Origin of the sequence: Nonomuraea sp. CA-143628, assembly GCF_050942315.1 — a bacterium.
Lineage (GTDB): Bacteria > Actinomycetota > Actinomycetes > Streptosporangiales > Streptosporangiaceae > Nonomuraea.
The window spans coordinates 7,036,657-7,053,004 of sequence record NZ_CP192072.1; the positions used below are offsets into that span (position 1 = coordinate 7,036,657).

The window sequence follows — 16,348 nt, forward strand, 5'->3', positions numbered from 1 at the left end:
AACCGCGCCCTTCATAGGATAGTTGTGCTATCCAATAACTAGATAGCGCAACTACCCAATAGGGAGACGTGATGGAGACGAGCATCGTTCTGGTGGTGGCCCTGCTGGGTTTCCGCGCGCTGGGCGCCTTCGGGGTCGGCCGGTTCGCCTCGTGGCCGGTCAGCGCGGCGCACGCGCTGGCCGTCATGCTCTTCATGACGGCCAGCGCGCACTTCGTCCCGGAAAGCGTCACGGTGATGCCCACCCACGGGGATCTCGTACGCATGGTGCCCCCCTTCGTGCCCTTCGCCGACGCGGTGGTCTACCTGACCGGCGTGCTGGAGCTCATGGGCGCCGTGGGGCTGATCATCACCAGGACGCGCTGGTCGGCCGGGATCGGGCTGATCGCGCTCTTCGTGCTCCTGCTGCCGGCCAACATCTACGCCGCGCTGGCCGACGTGCCGTTCAACGGCGGCGAGGCGTCCCCGTTGTGGCTGCGGATTCCCGAGCAGGTCCTCTACATCGCCGTCGCGCTCTGGGCCATCCGCTCGGCGCCCCGGGTGTGGCCGCTGCCGCTTCGCATGGGTTATGGCACTTCGTAGGTGATGTCGTACTTGGCGGCGATGGAGTTGAGCTTGGCCGGGTCGAGCCTGCCGCCCGCGCTGACGTACGGCCTGGCCTCGATCAGGTCCTCGACGAAGCACTCCCAGCCGCCCGGCGAGGAGATCTGGATGACCCGCGGCGGAGGAGTGGACCCGGGGCGCAGCGCGTGCGGGACCCCGTGGGGCAGCAGGACGAACCGCCCCTTGCCCGCCTTGTCCGTCCCGTCGTCGAACTCGACGACGAGCTCTCCGTCGAGTACGTAGATCCCCTCGTCGGCCTTGTGGTGGACATGGCGGGGAATGTCCTGAGCCACGACCATTTCCAGCAGTGACAGCGTGCCGCCGGTGTCGGTGGCGCGGGCCTTGGCGGCGAAGGCGGGCGGGACCTTGATGCGCCCCGGCCGGGCTTGGCCGCGCCCCAGGACGTAGAAGCGGTCCTTGTCGCCGTTCTCCTCGGCCACGTCCTGGACGTCGCCTTCCAGGCCGCCCGGCGTCGACAGTCGCAGCGCGTGGACCGGGGCCTCGGACAGGGTGCGCAGGGCATGGGTGACGCCGCGTGGCAGCAGGGCGCACATGCCCGCGGTGAGGCGGTGGGTCCGGCCGTCGAAGTCGATGCCCAGCTCCCCGTCGAGCACGTAGACGAACTCGTCGAAGGCGCCGTGGACATGCGAGGGGATGTCGTTGTGCCCCCGGTCCTCCATGAGGGTGAACCGGCCCTCGGTGTCAGCGGCTCCGGCCTTGAGCATCGTCCACGGCGGTAACGGCAGGCGTGACTCTCCGGGGCCCAGGAGGATGAAGCGATCTTTGGACATGAGGTATCCTTTCCAGAGGCGGATTCGGAATCCGATTCCGCTTCAAGTCTAGGCAGAGGACCGCCAGGGATGTCAAAGCACACCGCCCGCAAGCCCCGCACCGACGCCGAGCGCAACCGCGCTCGCGTGCTGGAGGTGGCCTGCGAGCTGTTCGCCGAACGGGGGGATGAGGTGCAGATGGCGGAGGTGGCCAAGGCGGCCGGGGTCGGCATCGGCACCGTCTACCGGCATTTCCCGACCCGTCAGGCGTTGATCGAGGCGGTGACGGAGCAGCGGTTCGCCGAGATCCTGGCCTACGCCCGTACCGAATGCCTGCCCAACCCCGACACCCGGCAGGCCCTGACCTGCTTCCTGACCCGCATCGGGCAGGTGCACGAGGAGGGCCGCGGAATCTCCAGCGCGATCGAGGCGGCACTGGGCTCCACCGAGCCGCGCGGGCAGGTGGGCGAAGACCTCCTGACCCTCGGCGAGGCACTGCTCGAGCGCGGCCGGGCCGACGGCACGCTCCGCGCCGACGCCAAGCTCGGAGACCTCTACATGATCGCCGGAGCGGTGTCGGCGATCAGCCGCAACGCCGTGGGCGACTGGCGGCGCTTCATCGACATCGCCCTCGACGGTCTACGGGACCCGGCCCGCCCACTCTGAAGCCCCCGTCGCCTTACGCGATCATTCCGAAAACGTGCCCAATACCCTGTTGACCTTGTAGGGAATCGGTGGATACGTGAAGGGATGAGCCTCTGGACCCCGGACCCCACGTTCTATCCTTCACCCAGGGACGCGATCGGCGCACCCGCGGAGAAACTGGCCTATGTCGTGGCCTTCGACCGGTCGGCGGCCAGGCCGGACGCGCTGACCGTGGTCGACACCGATGCCGCCTCGCCGCGCTACGGCCAGGTGGTGGGCTGGAGCGACCTGCCCAACACCGGCGACGAGCTGCACCACTTCGGCTGGAACGCCTGCAGCACCGCCCTGTGCCCCAACGCCCCGCACCCGCATGTCGAACGCCGCTACCTCATCGTGCCCGGAATACGCTCCTCACGCATCCACGTCTTCGACACCAAGGACCGCCTCAGCCCGGAACTGGTCAAGGTCATCGAGGCCGACGAACTGGCCAAACGGGCCGGCTACTCCCGGCCCCACACCGTGCACTGCGGCCCCGGCGGGATCTACCTGTCCGCGCTCGGCGGCGCCGACGGCAACGACGGGCCCGGCGGGATCGCGCTGCTGGACCACACCACGTTCGAGGTGCTGGAGCGCTGGGAGGTCGAGCGGGGACCGCAGTACCTCGCCTACGACTTCTGGTGGCACATCAACCACGACGTGCTGATCAGCTCCGAGTGGGGCACCCCGTCGATGATCGAGAACGGTGTGGTGGGGGAACTGCTGCTCGGCCGCAAGTACGGCCACAAGCTGCACTTCTGGGACCTGCGCAAGCGCAAGCACGTCCAGGAGGTCGACCTGGGCGATGAGCACCAGATGGTGCTGGAGCTGCGCCCGGCGCACGACCCCACCCGCACCTACGGCTTCGCCGGGGTCGTCATCAGCGCAGCGGACCTGTCGGCCTCGGTCTGGCTCTGGTTCCGCGAGGACGGCCGCTGGCAGGCCCGCAAGGTGATCACCATCCCCGCCGAGCCCGCGAGCGCCGACCTGCTGCCGCCCGTCCTGCAGCCGTTCGGCGCCGTGCCGCCCCTGGTCACCGACATCGACCTGTCGGTCGACGACCAGCGCCTGTACGTCTCGTGCTGGGGCACCGGCGAGATCAAGCAGTACGACGTGTCGGACCCGGCCAACCCCGCCGAGCTGGGCTCGCTCAGGATCGGCGGCATCGTCCGGCAGGCTCCGCACCCCGCCCAGCCGTCCCTGCCGCTGCGGGGCGGCCCGCAGATGGTCGAGATCAGCCGCGACGGCCGCCGCCTCTACCTCACCAACTCCCTGTACGGAGCCTGGGACGACCAGTTCTACCCCGAGGGCGTCGGCGCCTGGATGGCCAAGATCGACACCGGGTCCTTCACCTTCGACACCGGCTTCTTCCCGCACGGCGAGGCCTTCCGCGGCCTGCGCCCGCACCAGGTACGCCTGCAGGGCGGCGACGCCTCCTCCGACTCCTACTGCTACCCGTGACGATCGCCACCGTGCTCCTGCTGGGCGCCTTCCACGGCCTGAACCCGGCCATGGGCTGGCTCTTCGCCGTGGCCCGCGGCCTGCAGGAGCGCAGCAGGGACCTGCTGCTGCAGTCGCTGCCGGTCATCGCGCTGGGCCACCTGGGCTCGGTCGCCGTGGTCGCGATCGTCGTCGGCCTCACCGGCTCGCTGGTCACCGGCAGGGTGCTGTCGATCGGCGGCGGGGTGGTGCTGGTCGCCTTCGGCCTGTGGCGGCTGCTGTCCAGGCGGCACTTCCGCTGGGTGGGGATGCGGCTGTCGCTGTGGCAGCTGGCCGGCTGGTCGTTCCTGATGTCCTCGGCCCACGGCGCGGGCCTGATGCTGCTGCCCGTCTTCACCGGGCTGCACGCCCCCGGTCATGAGGGTCATGCCCTGTCGGGCGGCCTGGCGGTGGCCGCGCTGCACACGCTGGCGATGTTCGTGGTGGCGGGCGTCATCGCCGTGGTGGTGTACGAGGTGGCCGGGCTCACGGTGCTGCGGCGGGCCTGGTTCAATCTGGACCGCATGTGGGCGGTCGCCCTGGTGGGCGCGGGGGTGATCACTCTGGTCCAGGCATGAGCTCGGCGGGAGTTGTCACATCGGTGGCGTCGGGTTGGTCAGTGCTATGACTTGCCTTGACGGAGGATTGTGACGATGGACGATAAAGAGTTTCTGGCCGGCCGGTTCGAGGAGCACCGCTCCCATCTGCGGGCCGTGGCCTACCGGATGCTCGGGTCGCTGAGCGAGGCCGAGGACGCCGTACAGGAGGGGTGGATCCGGCTCAGCCGCAGCGACACCAGCGAGGTGAACAATCTCGGCGGGTGGCTGACCACGGTCGTGGCCCGGGTGTGCCTGACCATGTTGAGCTCGCGCGAGCGGCGGCGCGAGGACTCCCTGGAGGAGCGCCTGCCCGACCCCGTCGTCAGCCCCGCCGAGGGCGTCGATCCCGAGCATGAGGCGCTGGTGGCCGACTCGGTCGGATTGGCGTTGCTGGTGGTGCTGGACTCACTCGAGCCGGCCGAGCGGCTGGCGTTCGTGCTGCACGACATGTTCGCGGTGCCGTTCGAGGAGATCGCGCCGATCGTGGGACGCACCCCGGCCGCGGCCAGGCAGCTGGCCAGCCGCGCCCGCCGCCGCGTGCGGGGCACGGCCCCGGTGCCCGATCCGGATCTGGGCCGTCAGCGCCGGGCCGTCGACGCCTTCCTGGCCGCCGCGCGCGATGGAGACTTCGAGGCGCTGGTGCGGGTACTCGACCCGGATGTCGTGGTCCGCTCCGACCGCGGCGCCGTGGGGACCGTGCTGGTGACGCGCGGTGCGGCGGTGGCGGCCAAGCAGGCGATCATGTTCCGGCCGGCCGGTTCCGTGGGACATCCGGTGCTGGTCAACGGGGTCGCCGGAGTCGTCGCCACGGTCGAGGGCCGGGTGGTCTCGCTGGTCGCCTTCACCGTCAGCGGCGGCCTGATCGCCGAGGTCGTCATCATCACCGACGCCGAGCGGCTGGCCAGGCTCGACCCGATGTCGGCGACGGGCTGACCTAGGTGTTTCACTGGTGCGGTCGGCTCGTCGCGGCCCTCGGGCGCGGATAACGTTGGCCTGATGGCCCGAACCCCGCCCCTGAGCCCCGGCGGCACGCCGGAGCAGGCGCCCGACGCGCCCGGCATCGGGGCGTTCCTGCCCTTCGTCCTGCTGGCCGCGGGCGCGATCTGGGAGACCGTCGACGGCTCGCTGCGGCCGGCCTGGCTGTCGTGGGCGGGCCTGACCGCCATGTCCGCCCTGTACACACTGACAGTGATCACGGCCTTCCGGCCCCGCACGGTGCCCGCCCGGCTCGCGCTGGCGGGGCTTTCGGCCGTGGTCTTCGGGCTGTCGATCGTGCTGGGCGGCGGCTGGTACTACCTGTTCCCGCTGCTCGGCGTGGCGTGCGGCATCACCCTGCGCGGCCGGACGGTGCGGGTCGCCACGGCGGCGCTGCCCTTCGGCACGGCGCTGGTGGTGTGGGCCGGCGGCGGCAGCCTGGAGTCGATCCTGGCGTTCTCGTGGGGGACCTTCAGCGCGGGCGTGGTCGTGGCCGTCATCCTGCACCTGCACATGGTCATCGGCGAGCTGAACCAGACCCGGCGGCGCCTGGCCGAGGCGGCCGTCGCCGAGGAGCGGCTGCGCTTCTCCCGCGACCTGCACGACCTGCTCGGGCACACCCTGTCGGTCATCGTGGTCAAGGCCGAGGCCGTACGACGGCTGGCCCGCCGCGACCCCGGCCAGGCCGAACGCCAGGCCGCCGACATCGAGGCCGTCGGCCGGCAGGCCCTGACCGAGGTACGCGAGGCGGTCACCGGCTATCGGGCGGGCGGCCTGGCCGACGAACTCGCCCGCGCCCGCGACGCCCTGACCGCCGCCGGCGTGCGCGCCCGCGTCCGCCGCACCGGGCCGCCACCGGCCGCGCAGGCCGAGGCGCTGCTGGGCTGGGTGGTACGCGAGGGCGTCACCAACATCATCAGGCACAGCGGCGCCACCGAGGCCGAGATCGACCTGACCGGCCTGACCCTGACGATCCGCGACAACGGCTCCGACCGGCCGCGGCCCACCGGCAGCGGCAGCAACCCCGACGGACCCACCGAGAGCGGCACCGACGGCCCGCGACCCGCCGAGAGCCCCGGCCCGCAGCCGGCCGAGAGCGGCAGCGGCAGCGGGCTGCGCGGCCTGGCCGAACGGCTGGGCCAGGCGGGCGGCAGCGTCGAGGCGGGCCCCCACCCGGGCGGCGGCTTCGAGCTCACCGCCACCCTCCCGCCCGGCGTTTAGGGGGCGCGGCCAGCCGTCCCAGACGGCGTCCAGGGGGTGCGACCGCAAAGCCCAGCCGGCGTCCAAGGGGTGCGGCCGGAGGGCCCGGACGGACATATGGCGCAAGACGGGCTCACAGTTCGGCACAATTGCCGCTGTGAGAGTCGAATTGCTGGGACCGTTCGAGGTCCGAAACCGCGATGGGGCCATGGTGGAGGTTCCGGGGATTCGGCTGCGCGCACTGCTGGCCGCGCTCGCCCTCGAACCTGGCCGGATCGTCACACGTGCGAGGCTGGTGGACTGGATCTGGGGCGAACAGCCGCCCGCCGACGAGGTGAACGCCTTGCAGGCGCTGGTGTCCAGGCTGCGCAGGGTGCTGCCGGACGGGGTGATCGAGGCCGATTCCGGCGGATACCGGCTGGCCGTGGCTCCTGACGCCGTTGACGTGTCCAGGTTCGAGCAGCTGGTCGGCCAGGCCCGTGCCGCCGAGCCCGCGGCGCGGGCGGATCTGCTGCGCTCGGCCTTGGCCTTGTGGCGCGGCACGGCCATGGCCGACCTCGCGCTGCAGGGCAGCGACGCCTTCGACGCCGCGGTCGCGCGCCTGGACGAGCTCCACGTCGCCGCGCTCGGCGATCGGGTGGATGCCGATATCCGCCTCGGCCGTGGCTCGGAGCTGGTCTCGGAGCTGACCGAGCTGGTCGCCGCGTACCCGCTGCGGGAGGGGTTCGTGGCCGCCTTGATGCGGGCGCTGGCCGAGGCGGGGCGAGGCAGCGAGGCGCTGACGGTGTACCAACGCACCCGCGAGCGGCTGGCCGAGGAGCTGGGCGTCGATCCGTCGGCCAAGCTCTCCGCGCTGCACACCGCGCTGCTGCGTGGCGAGCTGGGCGAGCGGGCCGACAACCACAAGACGAACCTGCGCGCCGAGCTGACGAGTTTCGTCGGCAAGAAGAATGATGTGTCCGCGGTCGCCGCTCTGGCCGCCAAACACCGGCTGGTCACCTTGACGGGGGCAGGAGGCTCCGGCAAGACGAGGCTGGCCACCGAGACCGCGCGGACGATGCTCACCGACCTGCCGGATGGGGCGTGGCTGGTCGAACTGGCCTCCGTCGGGGAAGGCGGTGACCTGGCGCAGGCCGCCCTGACCGCGATCGGCCTGCGTGACCAGGCACTGCTCGGTGGCTCGCGGGGCGGGGAGCCGATGGACCGGCTCATCGCCGCGGTCCGCGAGCGCGCGATCCTGCTCATCCTGGACAACTGCGAGCACGTGATCGAGGCGGCCGCGGCTTTCGCCGACCGGCTGCTGGGGGAGTGCCGCAGGCTACGGATCGTGGCCACCAGCAGGGAACCGCTCGGCATCACCGGGGAGGTGCTGTGGCAGGTCGAGCCACTCGCGCTGCCCGCCGGCGGAGCCGATCCCGCCGAGGCCGGATCCTCGCCCGCGGTGCGGCTGCTGCGCGACCGCGCGGAGCTGGTGCGCAAGGACATCGGCTCCGACGCCGACACCGTGGCGGCCATGGTGCGGATCTGCCGGGCGCTGGACGGCATGCCGCTGGCGATCGAACTGGCCGCGGCCCGGCTGCGCACCATGTCCGTCGACCAGCTGGCCCGCCGCCTCGACGACCGATTCCGGCTGCTGACCAGCGGCAGCCGTACGGTGCTCGCCCGGCACAAGACGCTGCGCGCGGTCGTGGACTGGAGCTGGGACCTGCTGAGCGAGACCGAACGTGAGGTGCTGCGGCGGCTGTCGGTGTTCTCCGGCGGGGTGAGCCTGGAAGCGGCCGAACAGGTCTGCGGGCAGGAGACGTCGGCCGGGGAGCAGGTGTTCGACGTGCTGACCGCGTTGATCGACAAGTCGCTGCTGCTGGCCGACGGCGAGGGCATGCCGCGCTACCGGATGCTCAACACCATCAGGGAGTACGCGGCGCAGCGGCTGGCCGAAGCCGGGGAAAGCGAGCCGGCGCGCCGGGCGCACCTGGCGTACTTCACCGACCTGGCCGAGACGGCCGAGCCGCGCCTGCGCCGGGCCGAGCAGGTGGAGTGGCTGGCCAGGCTCGGGGCCGAGCACGACAACATCAGTACGGCCCTGCGCGGCGCCATCGCCGAGGGATGGGCTCAGGAGGCGATGCGGCTGGTCGCCGCCGCGGGCTGGTACTGGTACCTCAGCGGGCACCGGGCCGAGGGCGCCGAGCTGAGCATCGCGGCGGCCTCGCTGCCAGGTGAGGTGTCGGATGAGGTGCGGGCGCTGGCCTACTTCACCGTGACGACCTTCGTGACCGCCGGGGTCAGCGGCGATCAGTATCAGGCGCGGGAGTGGATCGAGCAGGCGCATCGGTTCGCCCGGCGCAGCGGGTCTCGTCACCCGATGCTGGGGTTCGTCGAGCTGCTGGAGCGGATGCTGCGGGGCCCGGCCGAGCTCATGCCCGCCTTCGAGCCGCTCATCGCCCACGACGATCCGTGGGTGCGCGCGCAGGCCAGGCTCACGCGTGGCCGGCTGCGGCTCACGCTCGGCGGCGACGAGACCGGCGTGGACCTCGACGCCGAGACGGCCCTGGCCGAGTTCCGTACGCTGGGTGACCGGATGGGGATCTCGCTCGCGCTGACCTTCCTGGCCGATCGGCTCGCCATGCGCGGTGAGTTCGCACGCGCCTGTGAGCACTATGAAGGGGCGGCTGTGGCGCTGACCGAGATTGGCGCGACCGAGGACGTGGTCGGCCTGCGGGCGCGGCAGGCTCAGCTGTACTGGCTGCTCGGCGATGAGGGATCCCGCGCCTCCGCCATGGCCGAGGCGCAGCGCATCGCCGGCCGGATCGTCTGGCCGGACGCGCTCGCCGAGCTGGCGCTCGCGCAGGCGCAGCTGGCGCGCCTGCGCGGCGAGCCGGACCAGGCGCGCCGGCATCTGGCCACGGTGCGGGCGGTGCTGGGCGAGGCGGACCTGGCCGACTCCGTCCGTGCCCAGACCATGGACCTGTACGGCTACCTCGCCGAGGATCTGGAAAAGGCCCGCGCGTGCCGGGCCGAGGCGTTGCGCGCGGCCACGGCCGTCGAGCACACCCATCCACCCACGATCGCCATGGTGCTGATCGGGATCGCCGATCTCGCGCTGCGCCAGGGAGAGCCCGAGCAGGCCGTACAGCTGCTCGGGGCGAGCGACGGCGTGCGCGGCACGCCGGACCGTTCGCAGCCGGACGCCGCCAGGATCGCCGCGGACGCGCGCGATCACCTCGGCGAAACCGCGTTCGCCGAGGCGGCGCTTGCCGGGCAGCGGCGGGACTGGCGCGAGCTGGCCGAGATCACGCTCGCTTCGTGAACGTCGCTCGAGCCCGGGCAAGCTGACATGGCGTTCATCGCGCGCCGGCCTCCTTGTTCGCGTGAGCGGTAAGGGCGAGGAAGACGTCGTCCAGGTCCGGTGTGTGCACCGACAATTCCTCCACTTCCAGGCAATGGGCGTCGAGCCGATCGATCAGCGCGCGCAAGGACCGCACCCCGCCGTCGCCGGGAACACGCAAGGTCAGCTCTTCGTCATCCCTGGTGGACTCGTGCAGGACCCGCGCCGCGGCGTCGAGTTCGTGCCGGGCGGTGAACCGCAGCCGGACATGGCCGCCGGGGATGCGGCGCCTGAGCTCATCGGCGGTGCCCTCGGCGACCAGCCGGCCCTGATCGAGTACGGCGATACGGTCGGCGAGCTGATCGGCCTCCTCCAGATACCGGGTGGTGAGGAAGATGGTCCTGCCCTCGGCGGCCAGTTCCCGGATGATGCCCCACATGGTGCGGCGGCCGCGCGGATCGAGTCCCGTGGTGGGCTCGTCCAGGAAGATGATCCGCGGGTCGCCGACCAGCGTCATGGCCAGGTCCAGCTTGCGGCGCATGCCGCCGGAGTAGGACACCGCCAGCTTTCCCGCCGCCTCGACCAGATCGAACCTCTCCAGCAGCCGGCCGGCGACGCGTTCGCCCTCCGCCTTGGGCAGGTGCAGGAGATCGGCCGTCATCAGCAGGTTCTCCTCGCCGGTGAGCAGGTCGTCCACCGGGGCGAACAGCCCGCTGACCCCGATCGCCGCGCGCACCGCCCTGGTCTGCGTGGCCACGTCGTACCCGGCGACGACCACCTTCCCGGCGTCGGGGGTCGCCAGCGTGGTCAGCATGTTCACCGTCGTGGTCTTGCCGGCGCCGTTGGGCCCGAGCAGGGCGAAGATCGTGCCGGTCGGGACATTCAGCTCGATGCCGTCGAGCACGGTCTTGTCGTCGTATGCCTTGCGCAGCCCCGAGGCCACAATGGCTGAACCGTTCATGGGGTCCAACCTGGCCGACCGCTCTGATATCGGGCCGTCGCCGTCCTGACGTGGCCGCTGACACGACGCCGCGCCGTTCGCCGCGCCGTTCCGGCCATGCGGTGTCAGCGGCCGTGTCAGCACCGCGACGGTCTCGTATCAGAGCGGTCGGCGAGAGTGGACGTCATGGAACACACCATTACCGCGATGCCGACCGAACGTCAGCCCGGCTGCCCCTTCGACCCGCCCAAGGAGCTGATCGAGGCCCGCGAGCACGGCCCGATCAGCCGCATCCCCTTCGCCGACGGGCATCAGGGCTGGCTGATCACCGGCTTCGACCTGGTCCGGTCGGTCATGGCCGACCCGCGGTTCAGCTCGCGCAGGGAGCTCATGCGCCACCACCCGTGGGTCGACTACGGCGACATCGAAGTCCCTCCGGCGCCACCCGGCGAGTTCCTGCTCATGGACGAGCCGCAGCACAGCCGGTACAGGAAGCCGCTGGTGGGCAAGTTCACCGTGCGGCGGATGCGGCTGCTGACCGAGCGCGTGGAGCAGGTCACCGCCGAGTGCCTGTACGCCATGGAGAAGGCCGGGCCGTCGGCGGACCTGGTGACCGCCTTCGCCAAGCCCATCCCCGCGATCGTGATCTGTGAGCTGCTGGGGGTGCCGTATGAGGATCGGGGCGCCTTCCAGGACAACGTCGACAAGTTCATGGGCGGGGAGACCAGCGACGAGGAGCTGATGGCGGCCTACACCGCGGTCCAGACCTATCTCGCCGAACTCGTGGCGGCCAAGCGCGCCAACCCCACCGACGACGTGCTCAGCGACCTGACCGACAGCGATCTGACCGATGAGGAGCTGAAGGGTGTCGCCCTGATCCTGCTGGCGGCCGGGCTCGACACCACCACAAACATGCTGGCGCTGGGCACCTTCGCCCTGCTGCGCAACCCGGAGCAGCTGGCCGCGCTGCGCGCCGACCCCACACTGGCCGACAAGGCGGTGGAGGAGCTGATGCGGTATCTGAGCGTGGCCAAGACGTTCTTCAGGACGGCGCTGGAGGACGTCGAGCTGGGCGGCCAGACCATCAAGGCCGGTACGGCGGTCATCCTGTCGATGAACACCGCCAACCGCGACCCCGAGCGCTTCGCCGATCCCCACACCCTCGACCTGCGCCGGGAGGACGGCGGGCATCTGGGCTTCGGTCACGGCATCCACCAGTGCCTGGGCCAGCAGCTGGCCCGCGTCGAGATGCGGGCCGCCTTCCCCGCGCTCCTCAACCGCTTCCCCACGCTGCGCCTGGCGGTAGCGGCCGAAGAGGTCGCCCTGCGCCCGGAGACCGCCGACATCTACGGGGTCAAGAGCCTGCCGGTCACCTGGGACGTGTGACCGCCGGTAGATCGATAATCTGGGATAAATGACCGATTTGTGGCAATGAGTTTGACGCGTGGTGAACTAGCGGGCCGCGACCACTCCATATTTTGTTGAGATGGAAAAGCTGACCGGGATCATCAGGGCGGCGCTGTTCGTCGCCCTGACCTTGGCCGCTTCAGCCGTCGGCTTGACCGGGACCGCGCTGCTGACCCGCGACGAAGCGCCCCCCGTTCTTCCGATCACCGCGTCGATCTCCGGCTCCGGCTCAAGCGCGCAGAAAGGCGCGATGGACGCCTGGCGGGTCGACTTCCAAGGGCTGCACCCCGACCTGCGGGTGGACTACAACGCCAACGGCTCGGGCGCCGGCATCCGCGACTTCATCACCGGCGCCACCGCGTTCGCCGGCTCCGACGTCGCGATGCGCCCCGACGAACAACTGCTGGCCGACAGACGCTGCCGCAGCCGCGCGATACACCTGCCCATGGTGGTGGGCCCCATCGCCCTGGCCTACAACCTGCCGTTCACGCCGGAACTGAAGCTCTCACCCACCACCCTGACCGGCATCTTCAGCGGCCGCATCACCCGATGGAACGCGGCCGAGATCGCCGCCGACAACCGCGGCGCGATCCTGCCGCGCACCGGCATCCGGCTCTTCCACCGCTCCGACGACTCGGGCACGACCTACAACTTCACCGCCTACCTCAAGGAGGCGGGCCGCTGGCCGTACGAGCCGTCCAGGAAGTTCGCCGTCACCGGGCAAGGCGTGACCGGCTCGGCCGGCATCACCGAGGCCATCCGGCGCACCGAGGGCTCCATCGGGTACGTGGAGTACGCCTACGCCAGCGACGCCGCCCTGCGCACGGCCAAGATACGCAACGCCGCCGGCCAGTACGTCGCCCTCTCGCCCCAGAGCGCCACCAAAGCCCTCGAAGGCGCCCGGATCGCCGGCCACAACGGCGATCTGATTGTCACGTTCGACTACCTGACCAAGAACAAGGACGCCTACCCCATCATCCTGGTCACCTACGAGATCGTCTGCTCCCACAACTCAGACCCGCTGGTGCGGACCTTCCTGGACTACACCGCCGGCAACGCCGGCCAGTCCTACCTGTCCCTGTACGGCTACGCCCCGCTCCCGCACGACCTCCTGGCCAAGGTACGTGCCCAGCTCGGCGTCACCACCTGACCGGGAACCCCCGGCCGCCCACCGGTGTAGGAAAGACGTGAGCACCATCACCAGACGCCAAGCCCTGGCGCTCGGCGCGGCGGCCGCCGTATCGGCCTGCTCCACCACCCAGCCGCCCCCCAAGGCGGCGCCCCCCGCCCCGCGCGGCAGGCTGCTCGCCGAGACCGCCGCCGGGCTGTCCCTGGTCGAGCTGTCCACCGGCGCGGTGACGGCCACCTACCCCGGCGCGGTGCCCGGCCCCCGCTGGCTGCGCCTCTACCAGATCGACCACGACCGGCTGCGCACCTACGACGCCACCACGGGCCACCTCCTCCAGCAGAGCGACCTGGCCGGCGCCCAGGGCCGGCGCATCAAGGCCGTCTCCGGCGATCTCGTCGCCCTCGGCCCCGAACCCGGCCCGCGCGGCCGCACCACCATCACCCTGACCGGCGCCGGCGGCAACCGGACGCTGCGGCTCGACGGCAACATCGAACCGGAGGCCTTCTCCGGCGACGGCCAGGTCATGTACGTCCTGGACCACCTGCCGCCCGAACACCCCGACCGCTACCGCGTGCGCATGTACGACGTGGCCGCCGGCCGGATGACGCCGCTGCTGACCCGCGCCAAGCAGCCCGTGCCGCTGTCGAAGGAGGAGGAGATGCGCGGCAAGGGCCGCCAGGCCGTGCACGACGCGGACCTGGCCACCCTCTACACCCTCTACACCCACCAGGACGAACACCTGCACACCCGCGACCTGATCGCCGGCCACGACCTGAGCCCCGGCGTGCACGCCTTCGTCCACGTGCTCAGCCTGGACCAGCGCTGGGCCTACTGCCTGGACCTGCCCGAACCGTTCGGACTCGGCCCGCCACTGGCCCACGCGATGGCGCTGGACACCCAGGCCCGGCGGCTGTACGTCTTCGACGCCTCCACCGGCCGCGTCGTGGTCGCCTCCACCGACGACCTGACGATCAAGCGCGGCGGCCTGCTGGGCCGGCTGGGCGACGGCGAGGCGTACGCGGTGGCCGGAGGCGGCCACGTCCACCTGGCGGCGGGCACGCGGCTGCTGTCGGCCGACGGCGAGAGCCTGGCCGGCGCCGGGGCGTGGGACCTGCCGGGCCCGGTGCGGGGGCTGGCCCGGCTGAACGGCGAGCTGCTGGCCGGGGCGGGGGAGCAGGTGCTGCGGCTGGACCCGCGCACCGGCGCCCGGCTGGGCGCCATCGCGCTGCCCGGCCTGCGCGAGCTACGGCACGCCGAGCCGTCCTACAGCTGAGCGCGGCGGGCGGCACGCGGGCCACCTGTGCTCGACCTGGCAAGGCGGCGACCTGGCAGCGGCGCGGGCTGGCGTGACAGCGATCTGTGCGAGCTCTGCCAGCGCCGCCGCCCACGATGGCGGTCATGAACGCATTCGAAGCCGAAGGGCTGGTCAAACGCTTCGGCACGACCACCGCCCTGGCCGGCATCAACCTGTCGGCCCGCCGGGGCACCGTCCTGGGCGTGCTGGGCCCCAACGGCGCCGGCAAGACCACCGCCGTACGGATCCTGGCCACCCTGCTGCGCCCCGACGCCGGCCAGGCCCGCGTCAGCGGCGTCGACGTCGTCCGCCACCCCGCCCGAGTGCGCCGCATGATCGGCCTGACCGGCCAGTACGCCTCAGTGGATGAGGACCTGACCGGCACCGAGAACCTGGTGCTCATCGGCCGGCTGCTCGACCTGCGCGGCCCCGACGCCAAGGCCAGGGCCGCCCAGCTGCTGAACGACTTCGGCCTGGCCGAGGCCGCCGACCGCCGCGCCGCCACCTATTCCGGCGGCATGCGCCGCCGCCTGGATCTAGCCGCCAGCCTGGTCGGCCGGCCCGACGTGATCTTCCTGGACGAGCCGACGACCGGCCTGGACCCCGCCAAGCGCGAGGACGTCTGGAACATCATCCGCCACCTGGTCACCGACGGCGTCACCGTCCTGCTGACCACCCAATACCTGGAGGAGGCCGACGCCCTGGCCGACGACATCTCCGTCATCGACCACGGCAAGGTCATCGCGCACGGCACCCCTGCCGAGCTCAAGCACGTCGTCGGCGGACAGACCGTCCTGGTGCGGCCCGCCGACCACACCAGGCTGCGCGAGAGCGCCGAGATCATCTCGGCCGTCGCGGGCCGCCCCGCCGAATCACCCGGCCGCGACGTGACCACCGTGCCCGTCGAGGGCGACGCCGCCTTCACCGAGATCGTGGCCCGCCTCGGCGCCGCCGGAATCGCGGTCACCGAGCTGTCGCTGCGCCTGCCGAGCCTGGACGAGGTCTTCTTCACCCTGACCGGCCACCACGCCGACAAGCAGGACGCGGCATGACCCTCACCGCCGAACGCACCGCCGCCCCCGCCCGCCTGGACGCGCGCCCTTTCGGCCTGGTCCGCCACAGCCTCGCGCTGGCCGGGCGCAGCGTCGTCAAGACCCTGCGCACCCCCGAACAGCTCATCGACGTCACCTTGCAGCCGATCGTCTTCCTCATCGTGTACGTGTTCCTGCTCGGCGGCGCCGTGTCCGGCTCGACCGAGGACTACCTGCAGTTCCTGCTGCCCGCGATCATGGTGCAGACGGTGATGTTCGGCGGGATGGCCACCGGCGTCAGCCTCAACACCGACATCAAGAAGGGCGTCTTCGACCGCTTCCGCAGCCTGCCGATCGCCCGCTCGGCACCGCTGATCGGCTCGGTCCTGGGCGACCTGATCCGCTATGTGGTGGCGATCGTGGTGCTGATGGGCGCCGGGGCCGCGCTGGGGTTCAGAATCCACACCGGGCTGGTGCCGACGCTGGCCGCCTGCCTGCTGACGATCTTCTTCTCCTTCTGCCTGAGCTGGGCGTTCGTGCTGCTGGGCGTACTGATGCGCGAGCCCGGCGGGGTGCAGGGCACCTCGTTCCTGGTGCTGTTCCCGCTGACGTTCGGCACCAGCATGATCACCCCCAAGGACACGCTGCCCGGGTGGTTGCGGGCCTGGCTGGAGGTGAACCCGGTCAACCACGCCATGGAGGCCTCCCGGGCGCTGATGCTCGGCGGCCCGGCCGCCTCCTCGGTGGTGTGGACGCTCGTGTCGGGGCTGGTGTTCCTGGCGATCTTCGCGCCCCTGGCCGTCGCGGCCTACCGCCGCCGCGCCTGAGCCACCCGCTGCCCGACCGGTCCCCGACCGGTCCCCGGCCGTCCCCATTCGCTGCCCGGTCGTCCCCGGTCGTCCCCGGCCGCTGCCGG

14 protein-coding genes are annotated in these 16,348 nt (G+C 71.5%); 12 read left to right on the forward strand and 2 right to left on the reverse strand.

All coding sequences use genetic code 11. From position 1 onward, the window contains the following. The first annotated feature begins 71 nt into the window (after positions 1-71). The gene (locus ACQP2T_RS32300) at positions 72-581 is read left to right on the forward strand and encodes a DoxX family protein (RefSeq protein ID WP_433508679.1); all 510 of its coding nucleotides are present in this window, start codon (positions 72-74) and stop codon (positions 579-581) included. On the opposite strand, the gene ACQP2T_RS32305 is transcribed toward ACQP2T_RS32300, so the two are convergent. Then, complete coding sequence (locus ACQP2T_RS32305) at positions 566-1,393, reverse strand: cupin domain-containing protein (RefSeq protein WP_433508680.1); 828 nt, start codon at positions 1,391-1,393, stop codon at positions 566-568. The two genes, ACQP2T_RS32300 and ACQP2T_RS32305, sit on opposite strands and share 16 nt — an antisense overlap. Positions 1,394-1,462: 69 nt before the next feature. On the opposite strand from ACQP2T_RS32305, the gene ACQP2T_RS32310 reads away from it, so the two are divergent. The 6 genes from ACQP2T_RS32310 to ACQP2T_RS32335 all read left to right on the forward strand — a co-directional run bounded on the left by ACQP2T_RS32310 (position 1,463) and on the right by ACQP2T_RS32335 (position 9,613). Further along, entirely contained in the window at positions 1,463-2,038 is a 576-nt protein-coding gene (locus ACQP2T_RS32310; RefSeq protein ID WP_433508681.1) for a TetR/AcrR family transcriptional regulator, read from the forward strand. Positions 2,039-2,122: 84 nt separating this feature from the next. Beyond that, entirely contained in the window at positions 2,123-3,514 is a 1,392-nt protein-coding gene (locus ACQP2T_RS32315) for a selenium-binding protein SBP56-related protein (RefSeq protein ID WP_433508682.1), read from the forward strand. Continuing rightward, positions 3,511-4,110 carry a hypothetical protein gene (locus tag ACQP2T_RS32320; RefSeq protein WP_433508683.1) on the forward strand — a complete coding sequence of 200 codons (600 nt, stop codon included), beginning with the start codon at positions 3,511-3,513 and terminating at the stop codon, positions 4,108-4,110. Before ACQP2T_RS32315 ends, ACQP2T_RS32320 begins: the two co-directional genes overlap by 4 nt. Before the next feature lie 75 nt (positions 4,111-4,185). Further along, on the forward strand, positions 4,186-5,064 hold the full coding sequence (locus tag ACQP2T_RS32325; protein WP_433508684.1) for a sigma-70 family RNA polymerase sigma factor: 879 nt from the start codon (positions 4,186-4,188) through the stop codon (positions 5,062-5,064). A 63-nt stretch (positions 5,065-5,127) separates the two neighbouring features. Next, complete coding sequence (locus tag ACQP2T_RS32330; protein WP_433508685.1) at positions 5,128-6,327, forward strand: sensor histidine kinase; 1,200 nt, start codon at positions 5,128-5,130, stop codon at positions 6,325-6,327. A 136-nt stretch (positions 6,328-6,463) separates the two neighbouring features. After that, entirely contained in the window at positions 6,464-9,613 is a 3,150-nt protein-coding gene (locus ACQP2T_RS32335) for a BTAD domain-containing putative transcriptional regulator (protein WP_433508686.1), read from the forward strand. A gap of 34 nt (positions 9,614-9,647) precedes the next feature. On the opposite strand, the gene ACQP2T_RS32340 is transcribed toward ACQP2T_RS32335, so the two are convergent. Next, positions 9,648-10,592: an ATP-binding cassette domain-containing protein gene (locus ACQP2T_RS32340; RefSeq protein WP_433508687.1), complete on the reverse strand. Its 945-nt coding sequence runs from the start codon at positions 10,590-10,592 to the stop codon at positions 9,648-9,650. A gap of 165 nt (positions 10,593-10,757) precedes the next feature. Here ACQP2T_RS32340 and ACQP2T_RS32345 point away from each other — a divergent pair, with 165 nt between their 5' ends. The 5 genes from ACQP2T_RS32345 to ACQP2T_RS32365 all read left to right on the forward strand — a co-directional run bounded on the left by ACQP2T_RS32345 (position 10,758) and on the right by ACQP2T_RS32365 (position 16,259). Then, complete coding sequence (locus ACQP2T_RS32345) at positions 10,758-11,957, forward strand: cytochrome P450 (protein WP_433508688.1); 1,200 nt, start codon at positions 10,758-10,760, stop codon at positions 11,955-11,957. 100 nt (positions 11,958-12,057) lie between these two features. After that, positions 12,058-13,128, forward strand: a complete 1,071-nt coding sequence (gene pstS, locus ACQP2T_RS32350) for a phosphate ABC transporter substrate-binding protein PstS (RefSeq protein WP_433508689.1) — start codon at positions 12,058-12,060, stop codon at positions 13,126-13,128. Between the two features lie 37 nt (positions 13,129-13,165). Continuing rightward, complete coding sequence (locus ACQP2T_RS32355) at positions 13,166-14,380, forward strand: hypothetical protein (protein WP_433508690.1); 1,215 nt, start codon at positions 13,166-13,168, stop codon at positions 14,378-14,380. Positions 14,381-14,505: 125 nt separating this feature from the next. Further along, entirely contained in the window at positions 14,506-15,453 is a 948-nt protein-coding gene (locus ACQP2T_RS32360) for an ATP-binding cassette domain-containing protein (protein WP_433508691.1), read from the forward strand. After that, positions 15,450-16,259, forward strand: a complete 810-nt coding sequence (locus ACQP2T_RS32365) for an ABC transporter permease (RefSeq protein WP_433508692.1) — start codon at positions 15,450-15,452, stop codon at positions 16,257-16,259. The genes ACQP2T_RS32360 and ACQP2T_RS32365 overlap by 4 nt, the downstream gene beginning before the upstream one ends. The last annotated feature ends 89 nt before the right edge of the window (positions 16,260-16,348 follow it).